At 40.5% G+C, this 23,657-nt stretch carries 22 protein-coding genes; 15 read left to right on the top strand and 7 right to left on the bottom strand.

Annotated elements, in window-relative coordinates; genetic code table 11:
* The first annotated feature begins 42 nt into the window (after positions 1-42).
* The 7 genes from EMIN_RS07465 (at position 43) to EMIN_RS07495 (ending at position 8,920) form a co-directional block, all read left to right on the top strand.
* On the top strand, positions 43-1,170 hold the full coding sequence (locus EMIN_RS07465) for a 1,9-bis(guanidino)-5-aza-nonane synthase (RefSeq protein WP_012415627.1): 1,128 nt from the start codon (positions 43-45) through the stop codon (positions 1,168-1,170).
* A 170-nt stretch (positions 1,171-1,340) separates the two neighbouring features.
* Positions 1,341-3,197: an Lnb N-terminal periplasmic domain-containing protein gene (locus tag EMIN_RS07470; RefSeq protein WP_012415628.1), complete on the top strand. Its 1,857-nt coding sequence runs from the start codon at positions 1,341-1,343 to the stop codon at positions 3,195-3,197.
* Positions 3,198-3,277: 80 nt separating this feature from the next.
* The gene (locus EMIN_RS07475; protein WP_012415629.1) at positions 3,278-4,120 is read left to right on the top strand and encodes a hypothetical protein; all 843 of its coding nucleotides are present in this window, start codon (positions 3,278-3,280) and stop codon (positions 4,118-4,120) included.
* A 9-nt stretch (positions 4,121-4,129) separates the two neighbouring features.
* Positions 4,130-4,576 (top strand): hypothetical protein, encoded by a 447-nt coding sequence (locus tag EMIN_RS07480; protein ID WP_012415630.1) that lies wholly within the window; start codon positions 4,130-4,132, stop codon positions 4,574-4,576.
* 20 nt (positions 4,577-4,596) lie between these two features.
* On the top strand, positions 4,597-6,480 hold the full coding sequence (gene dnaX / locus EMIN_RS08495) for a DNA polymerase III subunit gamma/tau (RefSeq protein ID WP_012415631.1): 1,884 nt from the start codon (positions 4,597-4,599) through the stop codon (positions 6,478-6,480).
* Positions 6,480-7,073, top strand: coding sequence for a recombination mediator RecR (gene recR / locus EMIN_RS07490; protein WP_012415632.1), 594 nt, complete (start codon positions 6,480-6,482; stop codon positions 7,071-7,073). Before dnaX ends, recR begins: the two co-directional genes overlap by 1 nt.
* A gap of 17 nt (positions 7,074-7,090) precedes the next feature.
* Complete coding sequence (locus EMIN_RS07495) at positions 7,091-8,920, top strand: ComEC/Rec2 family competence protein (protein ID WP_012415633.1); 1,830 nt, start codon at positions 7,091-7,093, stop codon at positions 8,918-8,920.
* Here the strand turns inward: EMIN_RS07495 and EMIN_RS07500 are convergent.
* Genes EMIN_RS07500 through EMIN_RS07515 form a run of 4 tightly spaced genes read right to left on the bottom strand, consistent with a single transcriptional unit; the run spans position 8,910 to position 13,492 of the window.
* Entirely contained in the window at positions 8,910-9,575 is a 666-nt protein-coding gene (locus EMIN_RS07500; RefSeq protein WP_012415634.1) for an NAD(P)H-hydrate epimerase, read from the bottom strand. The two genes, EMIN_RS07495 and EMIN_RS07500, sit on opposite strands and share 11 nt — an antisense overlap.
* Positions 9,572-10,528, bottom strand: a complete 957-nt coding sequence (locus tag EMIN_RS07505) for a tRNA dihydrouridine synthase (protein ID WP_012415635.1) — start codon at positions 10,526-10,528, stop codon at positions 9,572-9,574. The genes EMIN_RS07500 and EMIN_RS07505 overlap by 4 nt, the downstream gene beginning before the upstream one ends.
* Before the next feature lie 3 nt (positions 10,529-10,531).
* Entirely contained in the window at positions 10,532-12,016 is a 1,485-nt protein-coding gene (locus EMIN_RS07510; protein WP_012415636.1) for a bifunctional metallophosphatase/5'-nucleotidase, read from the bottom strand.
* A complete protein-coding gene (locus EMIN_RS07515) occupies positions 12,017-13,492 on the bottom strand; it encodes a bifunctional metallophosphatase/5'-nucleotidase (RefSeq protein WP_012415637.1) in 1,476 nt (491 codons plus the stop codon).
* 319 nt (positions 13,493-13,811) lie between these two features.
* Between EMIN_RS07515 and EMIN_RS07520 the strand changes: the two genes are divergently transcribed.
* From EMIN_RS07520 to EMIN_RS07535, 4 genes are read left to right on the top strand one after another with little or no spacing between them, the layout of a single operon-like run.
* A complete protein-coding gene (locus EMIN_RS07520; RefSeq protein ID WP_012415638.1) occupies positions 13,812-14,015 on the top strand; it encodes a 4Fe-4S dicluster domain-containing protein in 204 nt (67 codons plus the stop codon).
* A 39-nt stretch (positions 14,016-14,054) separates the two neighbouring features.
* Positions 14,055-15,182, top strand: a complete 1,128-nt coding sequence (gene vorB / locus EMIN_RS07525) for a 3-methyl-2-oxobutanoate dehydrogenase subunit VorB (RefSeq protein ID WP_012415639.1) — start codon at positions 14,055-14,057, stop codon at positions 15,180-15,182.
* Between the two features lie 2 nt (positions 15,183-15,184).
* Positions 15,185-15,928, top strand: a complete 744-nt coding sequence (locus EMIN_RS07530; RefSeq protein ID WP_012415640.1) for a thiamine pyrophosphate-dependent enzyme — start codon at positions 15,185-15,187, stop codon at positions 15,926-15,928.
* Between the two features lie 2 nt (positions 15,929-15,930).
* Complete coding sequence (locus EMIN_RS07535) at positions 15,931-16,467, top strand: 2-oxoacid:acceptor oxidoreductase family protein (protein WP_012415641.1); 537 nt, start codon at positions 15,931-15,933, stop codon at positions 16,465-16,467.
* Positions 16,468-16,524: 57 nt separating this feature from the next.
* Here EMIN_RS07535 and EMIN_RS07540 read toward each other — a convergent pair whose 3' ends face one another.
* Entirely contained in the window at positions 16,525-17,742 is a 1,218-nt protein-coding gene (locus EMIN_RS07540; protein ID WP_012415642.1) for a spinster family MFS transporter, read from the bottom strand.
* A gap of 58 nt (positions 17,743-17,800) precedes the next feature.
* Here EMIN_RS07540 and EMIN_RS07545 point away from each other — a divergent pair, with 58 nt between their 5' ends.
* The 4 genes from EMIN_RS07545 to EMIN_RS07560 all read left to right on the top strand — a co-directional run bounded on the left by EMIN_RS07545 (position 17,801) and on the right by EMIN_RS07560 (position 21,385).
* Positions 17,801-18,661: a peptidylprolyl isomerase gene (locus EMIN_RS07545; protein ID WP_012415643.1), complete on the top strand. Its 861-nt coding sequence runs from the start codon at positions 17,801-17,803 to the stop codon at positions 18,659-18,661.
* Positions 18,648-19,820 carry a peptidylprolyl isomerase gene (locus EMIN_RS07550; protein WP_012415644.1) on the top strand — a complete coding sequence of 391 codons (1,173 nt, stop codon included), beginning with the start codon at positions 18,648-18,650 and terminating at the stop codon, positions 19,818-19,820. The genes EMIN_RS07545 and EMIN_RS07550 overlap by 14 nt, the downstream gene beginning before the upstream one ends.
* An 81-nt stretch (positions 19,821-19,901) precedes the next feature.
* Positions 19,902-20,831 (top strand): 4-hydroxythreonine-4-phosphate dehydrogenase PdxA, encoded by a 930-nt coding sequence (gene pdxA, locus EMIN_RS07555; protein WP_012415645.1) that lies wholly within the window; start codon positions 19,902-19,904, stop codon positions 20,829-20,831.
* A 98-nt stretch (positions 20,832-20,929) separates the two neighbouring features.
* A complete protein-coding gene (locus EMIN_RS07560; protein WP_012415646.1) occupies positions 20,930-21,385 on the top strand; it encodes an ankyrin repeat domain-containing protein in 456 nt (151 codons plus the stop codon).
* Between the two features lie 292 nt (positions 21,386-21,677).
* On the opposite strand, the gene EMIN_RS07565 is transcribed toward EMIN_RS07560, so the two are convergent.
* Both EMIN_RS07565 and EMIN_RS07570 read right to left on the bottom strand, forming a co-directional pair.
* Complete coding sequence (locus EMIN_RS07565) at positions 21,678-22,871, bottom strand: electron transfer flavoprotein subunit alpha/FixB family protein (RefSeq protein WP_012415647.1); 1,194 nt, start codon at positions 22,869-22,871, stop codon at positions 21,678-21,680.
* Positions 22,868-23,656 (bottom strand): electron transfer flavoprotein subunit beta/FixA family protein, encoded by a 789-nt coding sequence (locus EMIN_RS07570; RefSeq protein WP_012415648.1) that lies wholly within the window; start codon positions 23,654-23,656, stop codon positions 22,868-22,870. The genes EMIN_RS07565 and EMIN_RS07570 overlap by 4 nt, the downstream gene beginning before the upstream one ends.
* Between the last annotated feature and the right edge of the window lies 1 nt (position 23,657).

The following is a 23,657-nucleotide window of genomic DNA, read 5'->3' on the forward strand; positions in this document are numbered from 1 at the left end:
CAGTAAGCGGCAGAGTAAAGTTGCGTAGCACAGGAGAAAAAAATGGCAAAAAAGACACAAAAGGACTTTTTAAATCCGAAAGAGTTAATTAAACATATCGATATTAAAAAGTACAGCCAGGCTGTAAGCATGGTTGAAGATTTCAGCAATATGGCGTACTCTTCAAGAGATTTGGCCAGAGCAAGCAAAATCTACAACATGATGTTAGCCGATAAAGGCTGCGCGGTTGTTTTGTGCTTGGCGGGCTCGTTAATTTCAGCAGGTCTTAAAAAAATTGTTGTAGATTTATTGGAAAACAACATGATTGACGCTATTGTTTCAACAGGCGCCAACATTGTTGACCAGGACTTTTTTGAAGCCCTCGGTTACAAACATTATAAAGGCGACCAACATAACGCTGACGACAATTTACTGCGCGATCTTCATATTGACAGAATTTATGATACCTACATCAATGAAGACGAACTTAAAGTCTGCGACGAAACAGTTCACAAAATCCTTAACACGCTTGAACCCAGGCCTTATTCCTCAAGAGAGATTATTTGGGAAATGGGCAAATGGTTAGAAGCCAAGAAAAAAGGAAAAGACAGCATTATCTACACGGCTTATAAAAAAGGCGTTCCGATATTTGTTCCCGCTTTCGCGGACTGCTCGGCAGGTTTCGGCTTTGTAGCACATCAGACCGAAAGACCTACATCCCATGTTACTTTAGACGGCGCTAAGGACTTTTTAGAGCTTACAAAAATCAAAATTAACGCAAAAGAAACAGGCCTTCTTATGTTCGCGGGCGGCGTTCCTAAAAACTTTGTGCAAGACACCGTGGTCGCTGCAGAAATTTTGGGCCAGGACTCACCCATGCATAAATATGCCGTCCAAGTAACTGTCGCCGATGAAAGAGACGGCGCGCTTTCCGGCTCAACGCTTAAAGAAGCTTCATCATGGGGCAAAGTTTCCACCGCGCTTGAACAGATGGTATACGCGGAATGTACCTTGGCCGTGCCTTTAATTACGGCTTATGCCTACCACAAGAAAGCATGGAAAAGCAGAAAAGGCTTTAATTACATAAAATTCCTGCAAAACGATGACGCTAAAATAGCTAAGATGAAAAAACAGGAATGCTGTTGCTGTGAAAGCAAAAAATCCGCGTCAAAAAAAGCGAAAAAGAAATAAATTTAGCTTAAAACCCCCGCCAAACGGCGGGGGTTTTTTGTTGTACTAACGTATTTTTAAGGTTTCTATTAAAAAAATATCTTTATCCTTCAAAAGTAGGGAATATTGCCCGCGCCCAATCTAATATGCTATGCTGAAAAACATATAATTTATATTAAAAGGATTTTTCCATGCGGAAAGTCACGCTTTCATTAAAACTTATTTTGCCTTTATCATTTTTTTTTATTTCCATCATCTCGCACGCGCAGCTAAAAGACGCCGAATACTTTAAACAATCAGCCGCGGAGAAGCAACTTCATAAAAACTCCTATTGGTCAATACTTATGCATTACAACCGGGGAAAAAGCGATATAGTGTCGCCCTCTTTTTTCGTTTCCAAAAACGGTATGCAAGACCCACAACAGGAATTAAACGCTTTTATTGAGGCGCTATTTCTCCCCCACCCGGACAAACAAAGCGTAGAATGCAGATTTCCTTTAAGAACAATGTGGATTAAAGAACAGTTGGGTATTACGGAAGATTTGCTTCCGTCGCAAAATTGTTACGAATTTCAAAATTTTATTGATTTTACAAAGCCGCAATCCGTCTCAATTTTTTATATAAGCCAGTCTTTAGCCACTACGGAAGATCTATTCGGCCAAATGGGTATTAAAATAAACAAACATTCTGTGGGGGAAGTGGAGCAGGATTCTTTGTCTTTTTCCGCCCAAATGACAAAGAAATATAATCCATTTACGGTGCTTTTAGGCGCATTTAGCGGATTTTCAGGTAATTATGTAATTACGCCATTTTCGGAAACGGCAAAAAAATATGTTTCCGACCAAAATAGAAACATATGGGAATATTCCCTTGATTTTACTCCCGAACAAATTAAAAAAATAATAATGCATATGTGGGAACTTAAAGACGCAGAAATAAGATATTCCTTTTTCGCGCTTAACGGCGCGCCCGCTATTGAATCCGCTTTAAGAGTAGCTGTGCCTGATTTAAACACAAAAGCCGTTCTAAGAAAAACCCCCTTGGATTTAACCCAATCTATCAGTGAGGCGGGCATTATAGAAAAAACAACATTATATCCGGCCGAGGGTGAGGAATATTCCAAAATTAAATCTTCTTTAGACAAGCAGGGCAAGGCCGATTTGGAAAGGCTTGAAAAACAAGCTGCCGTTACCCCCGAAGATTTGGAATGCTTTGATCCCAAGCAAAAACCTTTTATTCTCTCCGCGCTGCAGATAAATAATGACATGAAATTGCGCGGCAAGCAAATTTCCGCCCGGGAGCACGAGCAAAAACTTGAATGCCTTGATTTTAATGATTATGGTTTTGAAAAAAGATATCTGCCCCCGCGCCAAATTTCCCCGGTTAAAGCGCATCCTTTAACAAGAACTGATGCGGCGTTCGGTTACAACAGTTACCGTGAGAGCACATTTACAAAATTAAGGATTAACCCATTGTCGCATGAAATTATTGACAGCAATATAGGCTTTGCCGAAAATATAAGTTTAAGTTTTCTTTCTCTTGAAAGCAGGTATTATTTCGAGCAGGAAGACGTTGACTTAAGTTTAACGCTTTACAGCCTTTCGGCCTTACCCCGGATTAATATAAAACCTGCAAAAATGTCTTTTTCGTCAAGCTTAAGTCTTTCAACCGATAAAAACAACCACGCTCTTCACAGATATAAAGGGCTTATTTTTAATAACTCTATAGGCGTGACCTACGGCATGTCTAAATTTTTAGATATAGCCCTTCTTGTAAAAATGGACGCGGAGGCTAACAACTCCCCTAAAGGATATTATGTGGGTACGGGCGGCATTGTGCAAATGATTATAAGTTATACGGACAATACCAAAACGCTTATTTATTTTAACTATGACTACGGTACAAGCGGGCATCCTTCAAGAACCCACTATATAAATGCCACGCAGGGTGTCTATATAAATGAAAACATGTCGTTTCTAGCAAACTATCAATACCATTTTTCTGATTATTCGCATATATGGGACGCTGGAATAGCCGTATACTTCTAAAATTGTTTCATAACGGCAATTAAAGCTAAAAAAATAGTAATATAAATAAATACCGCTCTTTTGTGTTTTGGGGATTTATTATGAAAAAACTTTTAGTTTTAATCTTTTTATCAATACCTTTGGCATCTTTTGCGCAATTATCCGTTTCCGCCATAGGAGGGGAAAACGGATACACGGCTTTAAGAGGCTCGTTTAGGTATCAGGCCGCGGACAATCTTACCATTATACCAATGTATTCATATTTCAGAAATTCGGACAGAGAAGGGGAACCAAGCGTAAGCAGGTTCGGCCTGCGCGCTGAATACCAACCTTCAAAGCTGGGCTTTGGCCTTGAGGGAGGCTTTGTTCCAAGATCTAACGGATATATGAATTACTCCGTAGCCGGCGATACTACATACTTTTTTATACATGACAACCACGCGGCGCTTTCACGCCTTTTCGCTAAGATAGGAACCAGTTATACAAGGCATGAACAAAGAGACGGCTATTTTAGCGTCTATGACCAAACTGTGCCGCTGTACCCGTATGAAATGGATGAAACCAGAGTTTACTGCAGTATAGGCGCAACGTTAAAACCGTTTACGCTCACCACAAGTTTTTCCAAAGCCGTTAATTTCAGCGAAGACCCAGTACCAAGCGTTGAAAACGCATGGACGGATATTCCGTTCTTTATCATAATAGACCGCGGTTTTTTGGATTATTTTTGGTCTACCCAGGCCGTTTTTTCATTTTTTATGTTTGATTTACAAGGCGGTTACGTTTACGCAAAACGTAAAGGCGCCGCAGATACTTTTGACTCAGCCAACGCCGGTATAACTTTAAGGATAAGTAACGTATCCGTAACAGGAAAGATGGAAATGACGGATGTGTCCTCTTCTGACCACAGGTTGTTTTACTCTTTATCAGCGGGGCTTAATTTTTAAGGTATACTAATGAAAATACAAACAAATTGTAAATGTGTGGTTAATGAGACGCACTTTTCCGTAACAATGCTTTTATCAAGGCTTTTAATTACGGCGGCCCAGTTATATTTTATTACGGGTGTTATTTTAAATTTCAGGACGATATCGCAAAACGCGGTAAATATTTTCCACTTTCCCGTGACTCCGGCTATTGTAATAGCCGTTTGTTTGATAGGAATCGCCATTACGCTGGCTCTTCTTTTAGGGCTTCGCACAAGAACAGCAGCGCTTTGCCTGTTAATTTTTAATATGATTTTGGGAATCGTTTTTACTTTAGGAACGGTCAACCGGCTTTCCTTATTTTTTGTAACGCTTTCAATAGCGGCTTTACTTACGCCTTTATTACTGGGCGGCGGCAAATACAGTATGGACTTTATTAAAGCGCGCAAAGCCACAACCGAGTATTTAAGCAAATAAAATTTTGAGGTTTTTTAATTATGGATATGTTCGGACAAGAAAAAGACAGATATATAAGCTTATCAAACAAATACCGCCCCCAAACCTTTGAAGACGTTGTGGGACAGGAAACTATTTCAAAAACTTTAACAAACGCCATTAAACTAGGACGCGTCGGACACGCCTACCTTTTTTACGGACCAAGAGGGTGCGGCAAAACAACTTCCGCAAGAATTTTCGCTAAAGCTTTAAACTGCACCGGCAACGGCAATAAGCCTGCCGCGTCGCCTTGCGGCAAATGCCCGCAGTGTATAGAAATAGCCAACGGCAGCGATATGGACGTGCTTGAGTTAGACGCAGCCTCCAACACGCAGGTTGATAAAATAAGAGAAGCTATTATAGACACTGTTGCCCTTGCCGCTACGAGGGACAGGTTTAAAATTTTTATTTTAGACGAAGTGCACATGCTCTCAGACAGTTCTTTTAACGCTTTACTCAAAACTATTGAAGAACCGCCGGCGCATGTTGTTTTTATCTTAGCCACTACAGAAAAACATAAGGTGCCGGCCACTATTTCAAGCCGCTGCCAGACATTCCGTTTCAGACCGATTACGCAAGAAGATATCTCCGCCCATTTAACCGCGCTTGCGCAAAAAGAAAATATTAATATTGAACCTAAAGCGGTTCAAATAATAGCTTCCCAGGCGGGCGGCGCGCTTAGGGACGCTCTTACCATTTTAGACAGAGCTATAGCTTATTCAGACGGCAGCATAACGGAGGAACTTGTTATAGACATGCTTGGCCTTATGCCTGAGGATATTTTAAAGGCCGCAGTTAAAGCTGTTTTAAAGAAAAATTATAATGAAATGCACACCGTTTTTGAAACCATTCAAATGGAAGGGTTCGACCCGCTTTCATTTTTGCGTGATTTGAAAAACGCTTTGGGCGATTTGTTTTATTTGTCCATAGGCCACGGACATGAACCGTTTTCAGGAGCTGCCGAACTTGCTAAAAAAACCTCCCCTTCTTATATAGCGGGACTTACAAGGAAAATAAATAAAGTTATTGACGAAACAAAATTCGCCGATTCACCTTTAATAACCGCTGAAGTTGGTATATTTACGGTAATGGATTCCTGCATTGATTTAGACGCTTTTATAAAACGCTTGGAAAAACTTGAAAGCGCTTTAAGCGGTAACAGCCCGACGGAAGAAGAAAAAAAAAATTTAAACAGCTTTAACCCGTCCCAAACAAAAGATAATAACATTGAAATAACCCAAAAACCGGTAACGGCTAAAATAACTGTTGAAAATATAGGACAGGAAGCTCCCAAAAAAGCGCCTAAAGTTGTCCACGCGAAAATAGCGGATATTCCGTTGCCCGCAAAAAAATCTACAACAGCACAGCCTGAAAATGCCGATTTCCAAAAATTTAAATTAAGTTTTAAAGATAACTTTTTTATTTTTGACGCACTTAAAAACTGCTCTTATGAAATAGAAGGGGATACCTGGTCTTTAAGTTTTAACAAAGCAAATTCCTTTTACGCTACGGCGCTTGAGGTAAAAATAGCAGAACTTGAGGAAAAATCACAAGAGCTGTTTGCTAAAAAAATAAATTTTATTTTCTCAGCGGAGATGGAAACAAAACCTGCCCCTGCAAAACCCGCTTCCGTAAAAGAAAAGAGAATCCCTTTTGCCCCGATTGAAGGAAATGCGGAACCTACATTTAAATCACCTTTTAAACCTAAAACACAGCAATCTCCCGTAAAAACAATTGAAGCTCCGGCGAAACCTGTTATTTACAATGAGGAACCTTTTGTAAAAAAAGACTTTTCCGCCGAATTTGAAAGCGTTAAAACAGACAGGGAAATACCTGATTATGTAAAAAGTTTCCTGGGCATAATACCGGGGGAGGTCATTAAATAATGAAAAGTTTTGACCGTCTTGTACGCGCTTTAAGGCGTTTGCCCGGCGTAGGCCCCAGACAGGCGGAGCGCTTTTCCGCTTATTTTTTAAAAACCAGCGACAGTGAAATTGACGAGTTTATTAACGCTTTATCCGCTCTTCGTGAAAATATTCATCTTTGTTCAATTTGTTTTGCCTATTCGGAAGACGGGGTTTGCGATATTTGTGAGGATTCTTCCCGCGAGCGTGATATCATTTGCGTAGTTGAAGACCCGCAAGACATTGAAGCTATTGAAAAAACAGGCGCATTTAAAGGCCTGTATCATGTGCTGCACGGCGCGCTGTCACCCATAGATGGCCGTGGCGTTGAAAATATAAAAATAAGAGAACTTATTGAACGCATACATAATTCCCAAACACCTGTGAGAGAGGTTATTATAGCTACCGACCCTGACACTGAAGGAGAAACCACCGCCCTTTATATTGCCGACGCTTTAAGAGGACTTGTTGATAAAGTTTCCCGCATAGGTTACGGCGTTCCTTTAGGCGGCGATTTGGATTATTTAGACGAAATGACTTTAACCTATTCTTTAAAAGGCAGAACAAAACTATAAAAATTTAAGAGGTTTTTATGCATGTTGATTATTATAAAAGGCCTCTGTTTTTATTTCTTATATTTTACGCTCTGTTTCTTTTAACAACCCCTAACAAAATAAGTGACAACGACATCGCGCATAAAGCGCCGGCTAAAGCGGTAATAACCGCACTCGTAACGCAAAACCCGCAAATAAAATCAGGCGGCGTTAATATTTTTGCAAAAGTGCTTACCTTAAACGGAGAGGATGTTAAAAGCAGAATTTACGCTAAGATGCCTCCTGATACAGAAGTTAATCTTTTTGATGTTGTAGAGCTGGAAGGACACCTCACCACTCCTTTTGCCGTAAATATACAAGGCAATTTTAACTGGGCTCAATATCTTGCCAACAAAAACATTCACACCCAATTTAACGCAGACAATGCTAAAGTAATAAAAAAAGCTCCGCTGTTTTTTACCTTTTTATGCAATATCAGAAAAGACATTTTAAACCTGTTTGAAAAATATTTCGATCGTGACGGCGCGGCTATTTTGGGCGGCATTGTTTTAGGCGCGCGGGGCGAAGTGCCTGCCGATCTTAACAAAGCGTTTAACGACAGCGGCGCCATGCACCTGCTTGTGGCTTCCGGCGGCAACGTCGGTTTTGTTACTTTAATAATGTATTACGTTTACGTGATACTGGGCGTAAAATATAACTGGCGGCTTCCTTTGGCTTTGGCGGCCGCGGGCGTTTACACAATTTTAGCGGGCGCGGACGCTCCCCTTGTTCGCGCATATCTTATGACTATTTGCACAGGCATAGGTATAAAAACAGGCCGTAATTCCGGCGCGTTCCACGGCCTTTGCTTAGCCGCTTTAATTATTTTAATTACAAATCCCGGCAGCATAAAAGATGTCGGTTTTCAAATGTCTTTTTTAGCCACTTTTATCATTTTACTTTCAGTTAACTCCTTTAAACTGCCCGCCAAATGGCCCAAATACATAAAAATCCCTTTAGAAATTTTTTTAATAACAACCTCGGTACAGCTTGTTTTGCTGCCTATATACGCCAATGTTTTTTACCGTTTTTCAATAACCGCGCTTCTATCAAATATTTTTTTAGTTCCCCTTTCCGGCATAATTATGGGGGCGGGGTTTTTATTATATTTTACGTATTTACTTAACATTTCTTTTTTATTTAAAGCGGTTTATTATATTACGTTCGCGCTTCTTTTTGTTTTTAAATTTTTTGTTAATTTTTTCAGCTCATTTTCTTTTTCGGCCGTTTCGGTGCCGGCGCTAAGCGTGCCTTCAACGGCGCTGTTTTTTATAATATTATTTTTTATTTATAACTCGGTCTTTTTTAAACACCAAAAAATAATAGCGGCCGGTTTATCTTTGCTGCTTTTGCTTATTATTTTAATTAACCCTTTTAAACCTAAAAATTATGTTTTTGTTTTAGATTACCAAAACTCAAACGCCGTTGTTTTAAATATAAACGGGCAAACATTTATAACTACAGAAAATTTTAATGACACGGTTTTGCAAAACACTCTTTATTCTCTTTCAAGAAAGCGGGCGGATATTTTATTTTCTAAAAAAGAAATTATTCCTTCGGTTAAAAGAGTTATACCTTTTACAGATATTTGGCCCGGTGAAGCCGTAACGCATAAAGACACCTCCGTTACGGCTCAATGGGGCATAAATAAAGGCTATGTTAAATTTTGGAATAATACGGGATACAGCGGCACAGATAAAGACAGCATGACTTTTGTTTTTGAAAATAAAGGAAACACTGTTTTAACAGGCGGGCTTAATAATTTTGTTAAAATTAATGACGTTATCACAGAAGCAAAAAGAAATAAGAGCGTAAAAGTTAAACTTTAGACAAAAGCTCTTTAGGCAGGCCGATATTTAAAACTTTTATTTCCCCGCAAATATCTTTAGCCTTCAAACAGCCTTGCTTGGCAAAACCCATAGCGTAAGTATAATCAGCCTTAAAAACAGCGCCTTCATTTTGTCCGCTGTCGGCGTTTAGGCCGCTTGGTATATCAAAAGCTATTTTTATGGAGGGAGATGAGTTTAACACTTCAATAGTTTCTTTATAATTTTTTTTTACTTCGCCTTTAAAACCTATACCTAAAAGAGCGTCAATAACTATATAAGCGTCCGCCACGGAGTTTTTTAAATCGGACAAATTCTGATAAATTTCTTTTACGGAAAGGTGTGAAAAAAACGCTCTTTTTAAATTTTTTAATACCAACCCTTTGTAGGAGCCTTGGAAAGGCGGAATAATATAGCAGTAAACATCAACCCCGCGCTCCATAAGATATCTGCCGCATACAAGCCCGTCACCTCCATTACCCCCGTGCCCGCATACAATAATTACTTTTTTTTCCTTATTTTCAGATAAAAAACAATTTAAAATTTCCTCAGCGGCGCTGCGGCCCGCGTGCTCCATAAGAACATCTTCGTCTATGCCGAATTCTTTTACGGCGGCGGTTTCTAATTCTCTCATTTTTTGGGAAGTTACTGTTTTCATAAATATTCCCCAAAAAGTTTTTGCACTGCGGCTAATGTATTTAATTTTACAAACTCGCCTCTTATTTCCCCCGCCATCGGAAACCCTTTTATCCAAAAACCCACGGTTTTCCTACTCCTGGCAATACCGTTTTTCTCACCGTAAAAATTAACGTTTTGTTTAATCAGATTAAAAAATATTTTAACGTTTTCTTTAGGATTTAACTCTATGTCACAACCGTTAATTATGCTTTTAAAAATATTAATATTGCCTATAGCTCCGCGCCCCACCATTATGCCGCGCACGCCGGTTTCAAACATTTTATCAGCTGTATTAACATCAACGATACCTCCGTTACCTATAACGGGTATTTTAACGGCCGAAACGACTTTGGCAAGAGCCTCTAAATCAGCCGGGCCGCCATGCACATTGCCGGCGTAACGCGCATGCATAATAACAGCCGCCGCGCCTTCGTTTTCAGCCAGTTTGGCAATTTTATCACCTTTAAAATCGCCAGCGGTAAGACCTATTCTTGTTTTTAAAGTTACCGGAATACTCACGGAATTAACAGCGGCGTTTACTATTGAAGCTAACAATTTTTCATCTTTAATTAAAACGCAGCCCGCGCCCGCTCTGTTTATTTTTTTTACGGGACACCCCGCGTTAATATCAATAATATCAGCGCCCGCGGCCTCGGCCGCTTTGGCCGCTATGGAAATGCTTTCCGCATCCCCTCCGAAAATCTGCATGGAAACTGGATGCTCCTTTTTATCAACCGCTAACATTTTTACGCTTTTTTTATTATCATACTCAACCGCCTTGGCCGACACCATTTCCGCGCAAACTATGCCCGCGCCGTTATTTAAACAGTGTATTCTAAAAGGCGTGTCGGTAATACCGGCCATCGGGGCAAGCATAAGGTTATTTTTTGCCGCGAAAGAACCTATTGTTATTTTTTTAACGAAAGCATTCATATTTTATTTAACTTCTTTCCAGTTAAGCGGGAAATTAGATATTTTCTTCTTGCGGTATAAGCATTGGCGAAGCAGCGTGCGGATATCAACGCGCGTATTTTTAAATTCAACGGCATTTACAAATTCATCATGACCGAAGCCGCCCGCCATAATATGGTCTGTCGTGGCAAGACGGTAAATTGTGCCGGGGGAAACCTTTCCCCCTCTTATTTTTATGGATTTAACTTTGCTGCCTTCCGGCTCGCTCATATTATATTCAACCGTCATACCTGAAATTTGAGGAAAATTATTTTTTGAAAGTAAACTTTTTTCCAAAATGTTTTTAAGCTCCTCACCCCTTATCCTTACGGACATAACCGTATCATTATAGGGGTAAACTTCATATAAAGAGTATTCCGTTATTTTCCCTTTTGGTATTGACACGCGCAGCGGATCAGAGTTAATTATGCCGATATCCGCTTTAGCCCAGTCTTTAATACAGCCGGCTATAATTTCACCAAGAACCGAAGGCCCGGTATCCACGTCGGCAATCAGATCTTCCGCTTCGGCTATAACATGGTTTAAGCGTTTAAAAGTAGCCGAACGCAAATCATCAACAATTTTTTTTATGGCTTCGTCTTCCCCGTATTTTTCTTTAGACAGAGGTATCGTTTCCAACTCAACTCCTGCCAATTTTTTATTAAAATCAAAATTAAGTTTTAGCTTTGTAAGCTTAATTAAAAAAGGCTCAGTTTTTACTATGTAAGCGTTGTCATATTCTTCAATAGATGTTTTTTCGCCCGAGGGCGCGCCGGCCAAAACAATATTAATGCCTTCAACTTGTTCCAAAATTGCTCTTTCTTCATAGTTATTTTCATTTTGGGCAACATCCACTAAAAGGATAACCGCGTCGGCGCCTTTATTCTTTAAATCATCAATAACAGCCTTGGCGGCTTCTATTTCGTCAAAAATTTTAATTTCGCCAAGTCTTCCGCCTGCGCTTTCCTTATCGTTTTTTATGACTAAAGAAAAGATGCCGATTTTTACGCCGTTTATTTCTTTTATAATGCTTCTGGGAATATAAGAGGGCACCGCGCCCCCTCTTGTTTTAATATTGGAGGACAAAACGGTAAACTCGCTGTTTCTGATATTTTCGGACATTGTCGCCCAGCCTGGCGCAAGGTCCGTATAACTTAAACCGGTAGCGTCGTAACCCGCCATGCGCATCATTTTCAAAATATAAGAACCTTTACCGATAGAGCCTTCCGGCGTTTCGGAAAACCAATCCCCGCTGTCTAACAAAAGTTTTTTGCCGTATTCGCGCTCAAAATAGTTTTTTAAAACGCCTATGCCGCCCGTTTCCTTATTTTCATAAGCGGGCTCCTGTCTAGGCCAGTACATGCCGCCTATGCCCGCGGTATGGTAAACGGTAACAGTTGTTAAATATTCCTGTTTACAGGCCATGGCAAAAAGAACGGCTATTAATATAAAAACTATTTTTTTACTCATTTAATTTTTAACCTGGAGGCGGCACTCGTCATTTAAAGGTTTTAAAGGCGAGTTCGCTTTTAAATCGGCTATAAGCATATCTCTAATGCTAAGCGAAATAAACTGTTTTTTATCCTCTTCAATTTTTTTAAACATCCAGCCTTCGGTTTTACCTTTGGCGATATATTCATTAGTAACAAGTTTATAAGTTTTGTTTTCCTGCAAAGGATTGCCGTTTATAAAAATTTCAACATTTTTAACTTTATTATTTTTTAATTTAAACTTTGCGGTTAACCCGTGGAAGTTATATAAAGCGCGGCCGTTTTTAATGCCGTTTATAAAAAAGTTTTTAACAAATTTTCCGTCAACTTCAACAACGGCTATTTTATTATCAAAAGGAAATAAAGTAACAATATCGCGCATGGTAACAGGCCCCTTTTCAAGCCCTATTCTGGCGCCGCCCACGTTATGGACAATAAAATCTCCTTCAACGTTTTTGGCTATAACATCGGCTATCCAATTGTTAATGGGGGAATCTTTGCATCCTTCCTTTACCGGCGTTTTGCTTATATACGCAGCCGTGTTGCCTAAAACAACGTCCATACCCGGAACTCTCAAACTTTCGGCAAGTTCTTTAATTTGTTCGTCTTGCCCTGTTTTTTCTATATATAAAGGTATAAGTTCAGATTTGGCTGTTTTATATTTATTGGTTTCATCATCAATATCAACAACGATTTTAGACATCTTCTTTAAATGGCATCCCGATTCCACCAAAATAGCGTTGCCCACAAAAATATTTTGGTATTCCTGGTGGGCGTGGCCGCCTAAAACAATATCTATTTCAGGTATTTTTTCCGCAATTAATTTATTGCTTACTTTTTGCGGGTGTTTTTCATCGCCGGCGGAATCATGTATAAGCAAAATAATAATATCGGCGTTTTCTTTTTTTACCTCTTTAACAACTTTTTTTACAGTGCTTATAACATTTGCGAATTTAAAGTGTTTATTATCACCCTCTTTACCCACGCCGATTATGGCTATTTTAACGCCGGCTCTTTCAAAGATTTTATAAGGTTTTGTGTAAGGAAGCTGCCCTTTAAGCCTGCTGTCCGTAATTGTTGAGTTAAGCACGGGGAATTTAAACAAAGGAAGCACTTTTAAAAAATTATCCTCGCCAAAATCAAATTCATGGTTGCCTATTGTGGTAGCGTCGTAACCCATGGCGTTCATAAGTTCTGCCGAAGTTACGCATTTTGAGTTTTTTGCCTCAACCGTACCATTGCAATAATCACCGCTGTCTAAAAATAAAAAAGGAAGCTTTTCTTTATTAACAACATTTCTTGCCGCGGCAAAACCGCCCCACATTTTGTTGTTTTCCGTATTTCTTTCAGGATAATAGAATCCATGGGTATCGCTGGTATGGTAAATAATTAATTGTTTGGAAAATACAAAGCACGCGGTTAAAGCAAAAGCTAAAAGCAAAGATATTTTTTTCATACATTCTCCTTATTAACAGCTATCTACAGAATAACAAAAATAACTACTGTTCTCAAGCACGCTTGAAAACACATTGGTTAAAGCATCTTATAAAGTTAAGCGGCTCTAACAAAATTGTTTTTTAATTTTAAAAGTAATAAACTATATATAAGCGGATTAATTAATTTTTCTGCGCTTGTCCTTAAGCGGGCGGCGCGGAATTTAAAGCCATACTACAAGTAAAAAAATTGTTATTAATATGGTGCGGAAACGACTTCCCTGTTAATCCCCCTTACAGGCAAAAGGAAAGTAGTCTATTATAGTGCAAATTGGAGGTTCTATGCCAAGAATTGAAGTAAATGAACAGTTATGCAAAGGTTGTTACCTTTGCGTTAAAGCCTGCCCTAAGCAATGTATCGCAAAATCAAAAAATTTCAGTAAGACGGGATATTATCCCGCGGTAATGGTTAAACCTGAGGCCTGCATCGGCTGCAAAATGTGTTTTATGGTATGCCCCGATGTGGCGATTACCGTTGAAAAATAATTTTTACCATCATACCTAAATTTAACAAAGAGGGAGTATATGAAAGAAAAAATTTTAATGAAAGGCAATGAAGCCATGGCTGAAGGCGCTTTACGCGCGGGATGCCGCTTTTTTGCAGGTTATCCCATAACGCCTCAAAATGAAGTACCCGAATACATGGCCGCTAAAATGGCAGACAGGGGGGGCGCGTTTGTACAAGCCGAGAGTGAAACTTCCGCAATTAACATGATTTACGGCGCGGCCGCCACAGGTGCAAGAAGCATGACTTCAAGCTCAAGCCCCGGGATAAGTTTAAAACAGGAAGGTATTTCCTATTTAGCCGGCGCTGATTTACCCTGCCTTATAGCAAACGTTATGAGAGGAGGCCCCGGCCTTGGCAGCATAACAGGCGCGCAGGGGGACTATTTCCAAGCCACAAGAGGCGGCGGCAACGGAGACTACAGAACAATAGTTCTTGCCCCCAACTCAGTTGAAGAAATGGGCAATTTCCCGAAACTCGCTTTTGAGCTTTCCGAAAAATACAGAATCCCCGCCATGATTTTGGCTGACGGCGTTCTAGGCCAAATGATGGAAGGTATGTCCTTTAATTTTGAGCCCGTAGACCCTAAAGATTTAAAAGAACCCGAGTGGGCTTTAGGCACACATACGGGAGAAAGGAAAAAGAGAATGGTGTTCTCCTACAAACTTAAAGACGGGGAACTTGAAGTATCCGTTTTTGAAAGAGCCGAAAAATATAAAGCCGTGGAAGAAAACGAAGTCCTTTTTGAAGAAAGATATACCGAGGACGCAGAAGTAATTTTAGTTGCTTACGGTATTTCCGCGCGCGCCGCTTTAGCCGGTATTGAACAGGCCAGAGCAAAGGGCGTTAAAGTAGGGTTACTACGCCCTATAACATTGTGGCCTTTCCCTTATAAAAGACTCTGCGAACTTGCATCAAACGGCAAATGCAAAGCAATGCTTTGCGTGGAAATGAGTTTAGGGCAAATGATTGTTGACGTTAAACTCGCGGCTGGCGGGCAAGTACCCGTTTATCTGCACGCAAGGCCGGGCGGCGGCATGCCCGCGGGCGAAGATATTGTTACTGCAATCAACTCAGTTTTAACAGGCAAAACGGAAAAGCTTTATCCGCATAATACCGGCGGCTGCGGCTGCAAGGGAGGCAAATAATTATGGAAAAAATAACTAAAAGACCCGAAAGTTTGACAGATGTTCCTTTCCATTATTGCCCAGGCTGTGGACACGGCGTTGTACACCGCCTTATAGCTGAAACTATGGATGAACTTAAAATAAGAGAGCGCACAATAGGCGTTGCCCCCGTGGGCTGCGCGGTTTTTGCCGATTCTTATTTTAACTGTGATATGATACAAGGCGCCCATGGCAGAGGCCCGGCCATAGCCACAGGTATTAAAAGAGCAAAACCGGAAAGCATAGTTTTTTCCTACCAGGGCGACGGCGATTTGGCTTCCATCGGCATGGCTGAAATTGTTCACACCGCTATCAGAAGTGAAAACATTACCGTAATTTTTATTAACAACGCTATTTACGGTATGACCGGCGGACAAATGGCCCCCACAACCTTAGTGGGACAACCCGCTACCACAGCGCCCAAAGGAAGGGATGCCGCTTTACAAGGCTATCCGATTAATATTTGCGAAATGTTTAGCCAGATAAAAGGCTCAAAATATTTAGAACGCGTTGCGGTAGACACCCCCCAAAACGTTATGAAAGCCAAAAAAGCCGTTAAAAAAGCTTTTGAAAACCAGGTAAACGGCGTTGGATTTAGCTTAGTTGAAGTTTTATCCCAATGCCCCACAAACTGGGGCGTTGATCCGGTTAAATCATTGGAATTCGTGCAAAAACAAATGATGGAACAATACCCGTTAGGCGTGTTTAAAGACGAAGGGGGTAAATAATTATGTACCAGGGAATAAGAATATCAGGTTTTGGCGGGCAGGGCGTTGTTTCTGCGGGCATTTTACTCGCGCAGGCGGGACTTATTGACGGCAAAAAAGTAAGCTGGCTGCCATCCTACGGGCCCGAAATGCGCGGCGGCACGGCAAATTGTTCGGTAGTGATAGCTTCGGACGAAGTTTACACCCCTATCGTAACTGCGCCGGACACGGTTATAGTTATGAATGAGCCTTCATTACCAAAATTTGAGCCTTTGCTTAAAAAAGACGGTTTGTTAATTATTAACAGTTCTCTAATTAACTCAAAACCAAAAAGAACGGATATAAAAGTTATTTATGTTCCTTGTAATGAAATAGCCGAAAAACTGGGTTCGTTAAAAGTAGCTACGCTTGTGGCTATGGGTGCTTTTGCAAAGGCCACGGGCGCTGTTTCTATTGACACAATCGCAAGCGCTATGAAAGCTGTTTTCAAACGCGCCAAGCCCGAAATGCTTGAGCTTAACAAAAAAGCTCTTGAGGAAGGAGCCAAAGCGGCTGACTAAGTTTATAAACATAACAAAGCCCCCGTGTTTTTAACACGGGGGCTTTGTTATTTAAACTTATATTTTCGCGGGCTCTTCAACATTCATTTTATGCTTTTTGGAAACTATTGCCGCCATCGCTGAGAAAAAACACGCCGGAACAACCATTAAAAGACAAAATAAAATAGCTATTCTTAAATTCCAAATATCCGAAAATTTACCTATAATCATAGGGGAAATAGCATCCCCCAAAGCATGGATTATAAAAATATTCAAAGCAAAAGCCATTGAACGCACTTTCTTAGAAGTATAGCCCACTATAGCCGCGCTTAAAGGCCCTGTCTGCGCGGAAGCGAACATGATAGCAAAAAACAAAAAGAAGATAGAACTTTCAAAAGTAGGCGCCATAATACCCAAAACGGCAAATGGCATAGCTAAAGCGAAACTTGCCCCTGCGGTAATAAAATAAGCTTTTTGGGTTTTTTTAATAAGCCTGTCCGCCACCTGCCCGCCTAAAAATACGCCTAAAGCGCCTGAACACACAATCATAATTCCGAAAATAGTGCTTGACTTCGCCACGCTGTATCCGTAAAATCTGTTAAAGTATGTGGGCAGCCAAGCCGCAAGTCCGCCCACAATAAATGTTGAGAAAGCCTGCGCAAGACAGATAAAAATAAAAATTTTATTTTTTAAAAGATGCACGTAAGCCCAAAGTTTGGGCTTTTCCGCCTTATCGGCAAAAACTCTTGCGTCTTTTATTTTAAAAGCCGCTAAAAGACCAAGCAGCAAACCCGGAACGCCAACAATCATAAATGCAATACGCCAGCCGAAATGGTCGCCCAAAACACCCCCTAAAAAATACCCCAAAGCGCTTCCGGCCGGCAGAGCAAGCCCGAAAGAAGCCAAAATTCTGGCCCTTTTTTCATGCGGATATTGTTCCGCCAAAAAACCCTGGGCAACGGTAGTAAAACCCGCCTCTCCGATACCTATAAAACTGCGTGCGGCAAGCAACTGCTTAAAATTATTCATAAACCCGGTAAAAAAAGTTGCTATGCTCCAAAGCACGGCGCTTAAACCCATCCAATGCTGTCTCGGGCTTCTGTCCGCAAAATAGCCCGCCAGGGGAGCGTAAATCATATAAACCAGCATAAAAGCGGAGGCTAAACTTCCGAGCTGCGCATCAGTAAGAGATAAATCTAATTTAATTAACGGAAACACTGCAAATAAAACCTGTCTGTCTATATAGTTAAACAGGTTAATTGCAAATAATAACCAAAATATTTTTTTAGGAGTCATTTAATAGATTATATTAAAATAGTAGATAAAACTGGGTAAAAAATGCTAAATTAAATATATGAGAAGAATTGTAATAATTTCCGTGCTCGCCGCTTTGTTGTCGGCAGGCTGTAAAGAGGAAAAACCTGCGGCCAAAGCGCATCCTTCCAACGCTCTTGCAAATGTGGGGGGAGTTTTCATAACACAAAAAGATTTTGATAATGCCGTTATAGATGAAACTTTAAACAGAAAATATCTTGAAACGTCTTTCGGCAAAAACGCGCTTATAAACGCGTTGGTTAGAGAACAGCTTATACAGCAGGCATCTTTAAAAAGCGGGTCCGCACAATCCGAAGAGTTCATTAAAACGATTACAGATATTCAAAATGATTTCAGCAAAAGGCTTGAAGAAACAAAAAAGGAAGTCGCCACAAAAATATGGATTGACTCTTTAAGAAACAAAGGGGAGATATCGGTTACCGAAGACGAAATAAAGGATTACCATAAAAAGTATTCCTATGAAATGACTATAAGGCAAATGCTTTTAACAGACCCCGATACAGCCAACCTGGTTTTGAGAGAGCTAAAGGCCACAAACAACAGCAACAGGGAAAAAAGATTTATTGAACTCGCTAAAAGATACTCAATAGATTTGGACGATGTTTCAACTGACGGCAAACAGTTTACCTTCATGCCGGGTGAATTTCTGCCTGAAATTGAAAACGCTTCCGCAAATTCCTCTTCGGGCTTAGTACAGGGGTTTTTTAAAACATCAAGAGGATTTCATATAATATATAAAGCGGGGGAAAAGAAAATTACTTTAAAAGACGCCCGTGACAGAATAAAAAATATTCTTGAAAAGAAAAAGTTTGACGATTATTTAGAAAGTCTTGCAGTAAAATATAAAGTAGAGGTATATAAAACATATGAAAGTAAATAAATTAATTTTATCAGGAATACTTATAGCTTTAACAGCGGTATGCGCCAATGCGGTAGTAGTTGACGCCGCCGTTGCAACGGTTAACGGAAAACCGATTTTACAATCTGATTTTGACAAAGTAGCCGGCGCTTTTGAAGCGCAGTATACTGCAGCCGCCCCAAAACTTATGGAGCAGCCCGGCGTAAAATTAAAACTTGAAAAAGAAGTTTTAGACCAAATGATTAATGACGAACTGTTGTTTCAAGCCGCTGAAAAAGAAGGCGTTAAAGCCAGAGAAGACGAAATTGACGAAGCGGTAAAACAAGCCAAGGACGCCTTAATACCCGCTGCTGATGAAAAAGGGAAACCCATCAGTGAAAAAGAAAGAACCAAACAGTTTGACGCCGCTTTAAAAAAAGAAGGCATAAGCCAGAAGCAATTTAGAGATAAACTTAAGAAACAAATTATGTCGCGCAAATATGTTGAAACGGCAATAGTAACAAAAGTTAAGCCCGTTGAAGAAGCGGACGCTAAAGCCCTTTACGACCAGGTTAAAGCCGTTATGAAAAAAGATTCTAAAAAAACAGCCCTTATTAAACCTGAAGAACACAAAAAAGAAGTTGAAGCTATCGCAATGCGTTTAGAACAGCTAAGCGCGCCCAAAGTAAGAATTGGGCATATTTTCTTAGAAGCGCCCAAAGCAGCCGGCGCTGACAAAATAAAAGAAAAAGAGGCATTAGCTAAAGAAATTAAAAAGAAAATTGACGGCGGTATGGATTTTAGCACCGCGGTAAGACAGTTTTCCGACGATAAAAACAGCCAAAGCACCGGCGGCGACATGATTTTAATTAAAGGCGCGCCCAATACGCCTAAAGAAATTGACACAAAAGCTTTTTCTTTAGATGTTGGCAAAGTGTCTGACCCGATAAAAACTGATTTTGGTTTTCATATCATAAAAATAAAAGAAAAGAGCGCAGCTGAAGAAATTACTTACGAAAAAGTCGCAAGAGAATTTGGCCAATATATAGCCGCGCAAAGAATTCAAGTCGCTATAAACGAACATATTAAAGACTTGAATTCAAAAGCGGAAATAAAAATTAATAAAGACTTTAGCGCCCTTGAAAAACCTGCCGCTAACGTTAAAGAAGAACCCGCAAAGACTGAGCCCAAGAAGAAATAATATAACTTCGCAGCAATATATTTTTAAGGGCTCTTTACAAAAGTAAAGAGCCCTTTATATTTAAAAAAACAGGATTACAATATGAAACCATTAATAGCTATAACAACAGGCGATCCTATGGGTATAGGTCCGGAAATTGTAGTAAAAGCACTGCAAGACAAAAGAGTAACCGACGCCTGCACCCCCGTAGTAATAGGAGATAAAAAAGCCCTTATTAAAAACGGGTTACAAGAGGGGGCTTTTTCCGTAGTTGACACGGCGGCTATACTTACAAAGCCGCTGCCTGAAACGCCGGGCCCTACAGTTTACGGAGGGCTTACTTCTTTTAACGCGGTAACAATGGCGTCAAGAATTACCTCAAAAGGCGAAGTAAAAGCAATGGTAACCGCGCCCATATCAAAAGAAAGCTGGAACATGGCGGGCGTTAAATATACGGGGCATACTGATTTTTTAAAAGAGTTCTCCCGCATTGACCATGTTTTAATGATGTTTACAACAAACAAACTTACCGTGGGGCTGGTTTCCGAACACGCGGCTATAAAAGATTTATCTAAAGAAATAACTTCTAAGAAAATTATTCACGCCGCGCAGCTTTTAAATAATTTTTTAATTAGCAACAGCGTAAAAAAACCAAGGATAGGCGTTTCCGCCGTTAATCCACACGCAGGGGATGGCGGCAAACTGGGAATGGAAGAAAAAGAAATAATAGCGCCCGCTTTAAGCGTTTTAAAAAAAGAAAATTTTAATATCTTAGGCCCCATGCCTGTCGACGCGCTTTGGACAAAATATACAAAAGGAGCTTATGACGGAATTTTGTGTATGTATCACGACCAGGCTCTTTTAGGCCTTAAACTTTGCGCGCAAGAGCCTATTGTACACCTTACTTACGGGCTTCCTTTTATAAGAACAAGCCCCACTCACGGCACAGCCTTTGACATAGCCGGCAAAAACGAGGCTGACCCAAGCAGCATGATATCGGCAATTTTATACGCTGTTTCACATATTAAATAACAAAAAGCCGCTTTAAAAAAGCGGCTTTTCTCAGCTATCATCTTAATATTTGGCAAAAACAAAATAATAATTACATTTTTATTATTTATAATATAAACATGTTTATAAATTTATTAAAAAATATAACTCCCGTAAAAATACGCGCGCTTATAGGCACGGCGTGGGTTATCCCGTGGGTATACCTTGCCGTAAAAGGCAACTCTTTAGTGCGCGACGGTTACGTGCTTGAATATATAGAACAGGGCAATATAAAAAAACTTTATAAGTTTCTTACAAAAAAAACAAAAAATAAAATCAATAAATTTTACTATAAGGTAGTAGACGTTCACACTTATGAGCGGCACACCCTTCTTACCGCCGCCATAAAAGCTGACCAAATTGAAATAGTAAAATTTTTGCTAGGGTTCCCCTCAATAGACATTAACAAAAAATATGTTTTTAGCGAATCATCGCATAACCATAGGGAATATACCCCGTTAGAATATGCGACTAAAACACATAAACCTAAAATAGTTCAATTATTAAAAGATTTTTCCGAAGGAAGAAGAATTTAAATTGCCGTAAATATTTTTAATTTATAAAAAATATAATTTAACAAAACTCCCCCGGCTCACACCCGAGGAGTTTTTTATTTCAAAGCTTTGGTTTGCCATTTCACTCAACAACAAATGGCAATGCCTCCGCCTTGCTGCTGCGGAAGGGTTGTGGAATAAGGATGCTATCTATCCTCCGGTTTAAACGGCGGGTGTTCATTACCCTCATAAAAAAGCCATTTTTTGTTAAATTTTAATATAAACTTTAACGTAAAAAAGCCCCGCCATAAGGCAGGGCTTTTTATTTTTAATGCTATTTTGATTTTTTAACTTCCTCGATAACTTTGGGAAGTATTTGGGAAGCGTCGCCGACAATACCAAACTTGCAAACGTTAAATATAGGCGCCCTGGGGTCTTTATTAACGGCGATAATAGTGTCTGACCCGTCCATGCCCACAATATGCTGAACCGCGCCGCTTATGCCGCACGCCACATAAAGTTTAGGCCTAACGGTTACGCCGCTTTGACCGACTTGTTTTTCTTTGGGAACGAAGCCCATGTCAACGGCCGCACGGCTTGCGCCTACTGCGCCGCCGAGTTCATTAGCTAAGTCTTTAAGCATAGTAAAACCGTTACTGTCTTTTACGCCGCGTCCGCCGGAAATAATAACTTCGGCTTCGTCAAGCTTTTCCATACCGTGAACGTCATCAATATGTTTATTTAAAATCTTAACTCTTGCCGCTTTGGGATTGATAGCGATACTTTCCTCAATTACCGCGGCGGAAAAACCGGGTTTTAAAATTTCTTTTTTCATGACATTAGGTCTTACCGTAGCCATTTGCGGGCGGTGGTTAGGCGTTAAAATATCGGCCATAATATTACCGCCGAAAGCGGGCCTTGTTTGAACAAGGTTGCGGTCCGCGTTAACGGAAAGGCCTGTACAGTCAGCCGTTAAGCCTACATGTATTTCCGCCGCTACTCTAGGCGATAAATCCCTTCCTATAAATGTTGAAGGATATAAAACTATGCTGGGTTTATATTTATTAATTAAATTAATCATGGCAGAAGCGTAAGCGTCCGTATTATAATCTTTATATCCGGGCGCGTTAACGGAGTAAATTTTATCCGCCCCGTAAGAGGATATTTCCGCAAAACCGCTTTGCATATCGCTGCCTATTACAACGGCGCAAAGTTCTTCGCCTAAAGTGTTGGCGAGCTCACGGCCTTTGGTTAAAAGCTCATAACCTACAGGGCGTATTTTGCAAACGCCCTTGTCTTCAATAACTTCCATAAAAACCCACACGCCTTTATAAGCCGTTATATCGGCCTTGACCGCTGTTTGGGAAGGCATTGAAATACATTTAACGGGACATTCCGGTATACAGGCGCCGCAAAGCGTACAGGCGGAGTTTACTACCGCTTTTTTGCCATCCATGCTCAAAGCGCCAAAAGGACATATGCGCACGCATTTAGTACAACCTATACAATTTGAACCTATGTTAATCATTTAATCAAATTCTCCTTCTTTAAAATTTCCACAATTTTTGTGGCAAGCTCAGCGGGCGAACCGGAATAGATTTCACCTTTTTCCCTTGCCGGCGGCGGGAATATGCGGCCTACGCGCGTGGGGCTTCCTTCTAAACCGAGTTTGGCCAGATCGGCATTAACGTCAGCCGCTGTCCAGGTTTCGGTTTGTTTATCCTGCGCGTGGAAAGCCGCTAAGAAAGACGGATATTTTGCTTTATAATCATGAGGCATTGTTGTTGTAATAAGAGCGGGCAAAGAGGCTTCCATCATTTGATGTCCGCCGTCAATAAGTTTTTTAACTAAAACTTTTGTGCCGTCGCTGTCGACTTCCGTGCAAAATGTTATTTGGGGAATATCTAAGTGATAGGCGATACCTGGGCCAGTTTGGGCTGTGTCGCCGTCAATAGCCATCTGCCCGCAGATGATTAAATCCGCAGGGCCGATTTTTTTAATTGCCTGGGCCAAAGCGTAAGAAGTTGCCCATGTGTCCGACCCGGCGAAAGCCCTGTCAGAAAGTAAAATGCCTCTGTCAGCGCCTAAAGCTAACGCTAAACGTATAACGGCTATAGCCTGCGCGGGCCCCATGGATAAAACAGTTATTTTAGCGCCTGTTTTGGCCTTAATTTCCAAAGCTCTTTCAAGAGCGTAGTGGTCGTAAGGGTTAAGAATGCTGGGCACGCCAGCGCGTATTAATGTGCCTGTTTTAGGATCAACTTTTACCTGGGTTGAGTCCGGCACTTGTTTTATACATACAACTATGTTCATT

The sequence above is a fragment of the Elusimicrobium minutum Pei191 genome (genome assembly GCF_000020145.1).
Classification (GTDB): Bacteria; Elusimicrobiota; Elusimicrobia; order Elusimicrobiales; family Elusimicrobiaceae; genus Elusimicrobium; species Elusimicrobium minutum.

What these genes read in the sequence shown, in the direction of transcription:
- EMIN_RS07530 (WP_012415640.1), top strand. Translation starts at nt 15,185, where the DNA reads ATGGAAAAAATAACTAAAAGACCCGAAAGTTTGACAGATGTTCCTTTC.
- EMIN_RS07465 (WP_012415627.1), top strand. Translation starts at nt 43, where the DNA reads ATGGCAAAAAAGACACAAAAGGACTTTTTAAATCCGAAAGAGTTAATT.
- EMIN_RS07540 (WP_012415642.1), bottom strand. Translation starts at nt 17,742, where the DNA reads ATGACTCCTAAAAAAATATTTTGGTTATTATTTGCAATTAACCTGTTT.
- dnaX (WP_012415631.1), top strand. Translation starts at nt 4,597, where the DNA reads ATGGATATGTTCGGACAAGAAAAAGACAGATATATAAGCTTATCAAAC.
- EMIN_RS07550 (WP_012415644.1), top strand. Translation starts at nt 18,648, where the DNA reads ATGAAAGTAAATAAATTAATTTTATCAGGAATACTTATAGCTTTAACA.
- EMIN_RS07565 (WP_012415647.1), bottom strand. Translation starts at nt 22,871, where the DNA reads ATGATTAACATAGGTTCAAATTGTATAGGTTGTACTAAATGCGTGCGC.
- EMIN_RS07495 (WP_012415633.1), top strand. Translation starts at nt 7,091, where the DNA reads ATGCATGTTGATTATTATAAAAGGCCTCTGTTTTTATTTCTTATATTT.
- EMIN_RS07470 (WP_012415628.1), top strand. Translation starts at nt 1,341, where the DNA reads ATGCGGAAAGTCACGCTTTCATTAAAACTTATTTTGCCTTTATCATTT.
- EMIN_RS07505 (WP_012415635.1), bottom strand. Translation starts at nt 10,528, where the DNA reads ATGAATGCTTTCGTTAAAAAAATAACAATAGGTTCTTTCGCGGCAAAA.
- recR (WP_012415632.1), top strand. Translation starts at nt 6,480, where the DNA reads ATGAAAAGTTTTGACCGTCTTGTACGCGCTTTAAGGCGTTTGCCCGGC.
- pdxA (WP_012415645.1), top strand. Translation starts at nt 19,902, where the DNA reads ATGAAACCATTAATAGCTATAACAACAGGCGATCCTATGGGTATAGGT.
- vorB (WP_012415639.1), top strand. Translation starts at nt 14,055, where the DNA reads ATGAAAGAAAAAATTTTAATGAAAGGCAATGAAGCCATGGCTGAAGGC.
- EMIN_RS07500 (WP_012415634.1), bottom strand. Translation starts at nt 9,575, where the DNA reads ATGAAAACAGTAACTTCCCAAAAAATGAGAGAATTAGAAACCGCCGCC.
- EMIN_RS07515 (WP_012415637.1), bottom strand. Translation starts at nt 13,492, where the DNA reads ATGAAAAAAATATCTTTGCTTTTAGCTTTTGCTTTAACCGCGTGCTTT.
- EMIN_RS07560 (WP_012415646.1), top strand. Translation starts at nt 20,930, where the DNA reads ATGTTTATAAATTTATTAAAAAATATAACTCCCGTAAAAATACGCGCG.
- EMIN_RS07475 (WP_012415629.1), top strand. Translation starts at nt 3,278, where the DNA reads ATGAAAAAACTTTTAGTTTTAATCTTTTTATCAATACCTTTGGCATCT.
- EMIN_RS07545 (WP_012415643.1), top strand. Translation starts at nt 17,801, where the DNA reads ATGAGAAGAATTGTAATAATTTCCGTGCTCGCCGCTTTGTTGTCGGCA.
- EMIN_RS07510 (WP_012415636.1), bottom strand. Translation starts at nt 12,016, where the DNA reads ATGAGTAAAAAAATAGTTTTTATATTAATAGCCGTTCTTTTTGCCATG.
- EMIN_RS07520 (WP_012415638.1), top strand. Translation starts at nt 13,812, where the DNA reads ATGCCAAGAATTGAAGTAAATGAACAGTTATGCAAAGGTTGTTACCTT.
- EMIN_RS07480 (WP_012415630.1), top strand. Translation starts at nt 4,130, where the DNA reads ATGAAAATACAAACAAATTGTAAATGTGTGGTTAATGAGACGCACTTT.
- EMIN_RS07535 (WP_012415641.1), top strand. Translation starts at nt 15,931, where the DNA reads ATGTACCAGGGAATAAGAATATCAGGTTTTGGCGGGCAGGGCGTTGTT.
- EMIN_RS07570 (WP_012415648.1), bottom strand. Translation starts at nt 23,656, where the DNA reads ATGAACATAGTTGTATGTATAAAACAAGTGCCGGACTCAACCCAGGTA.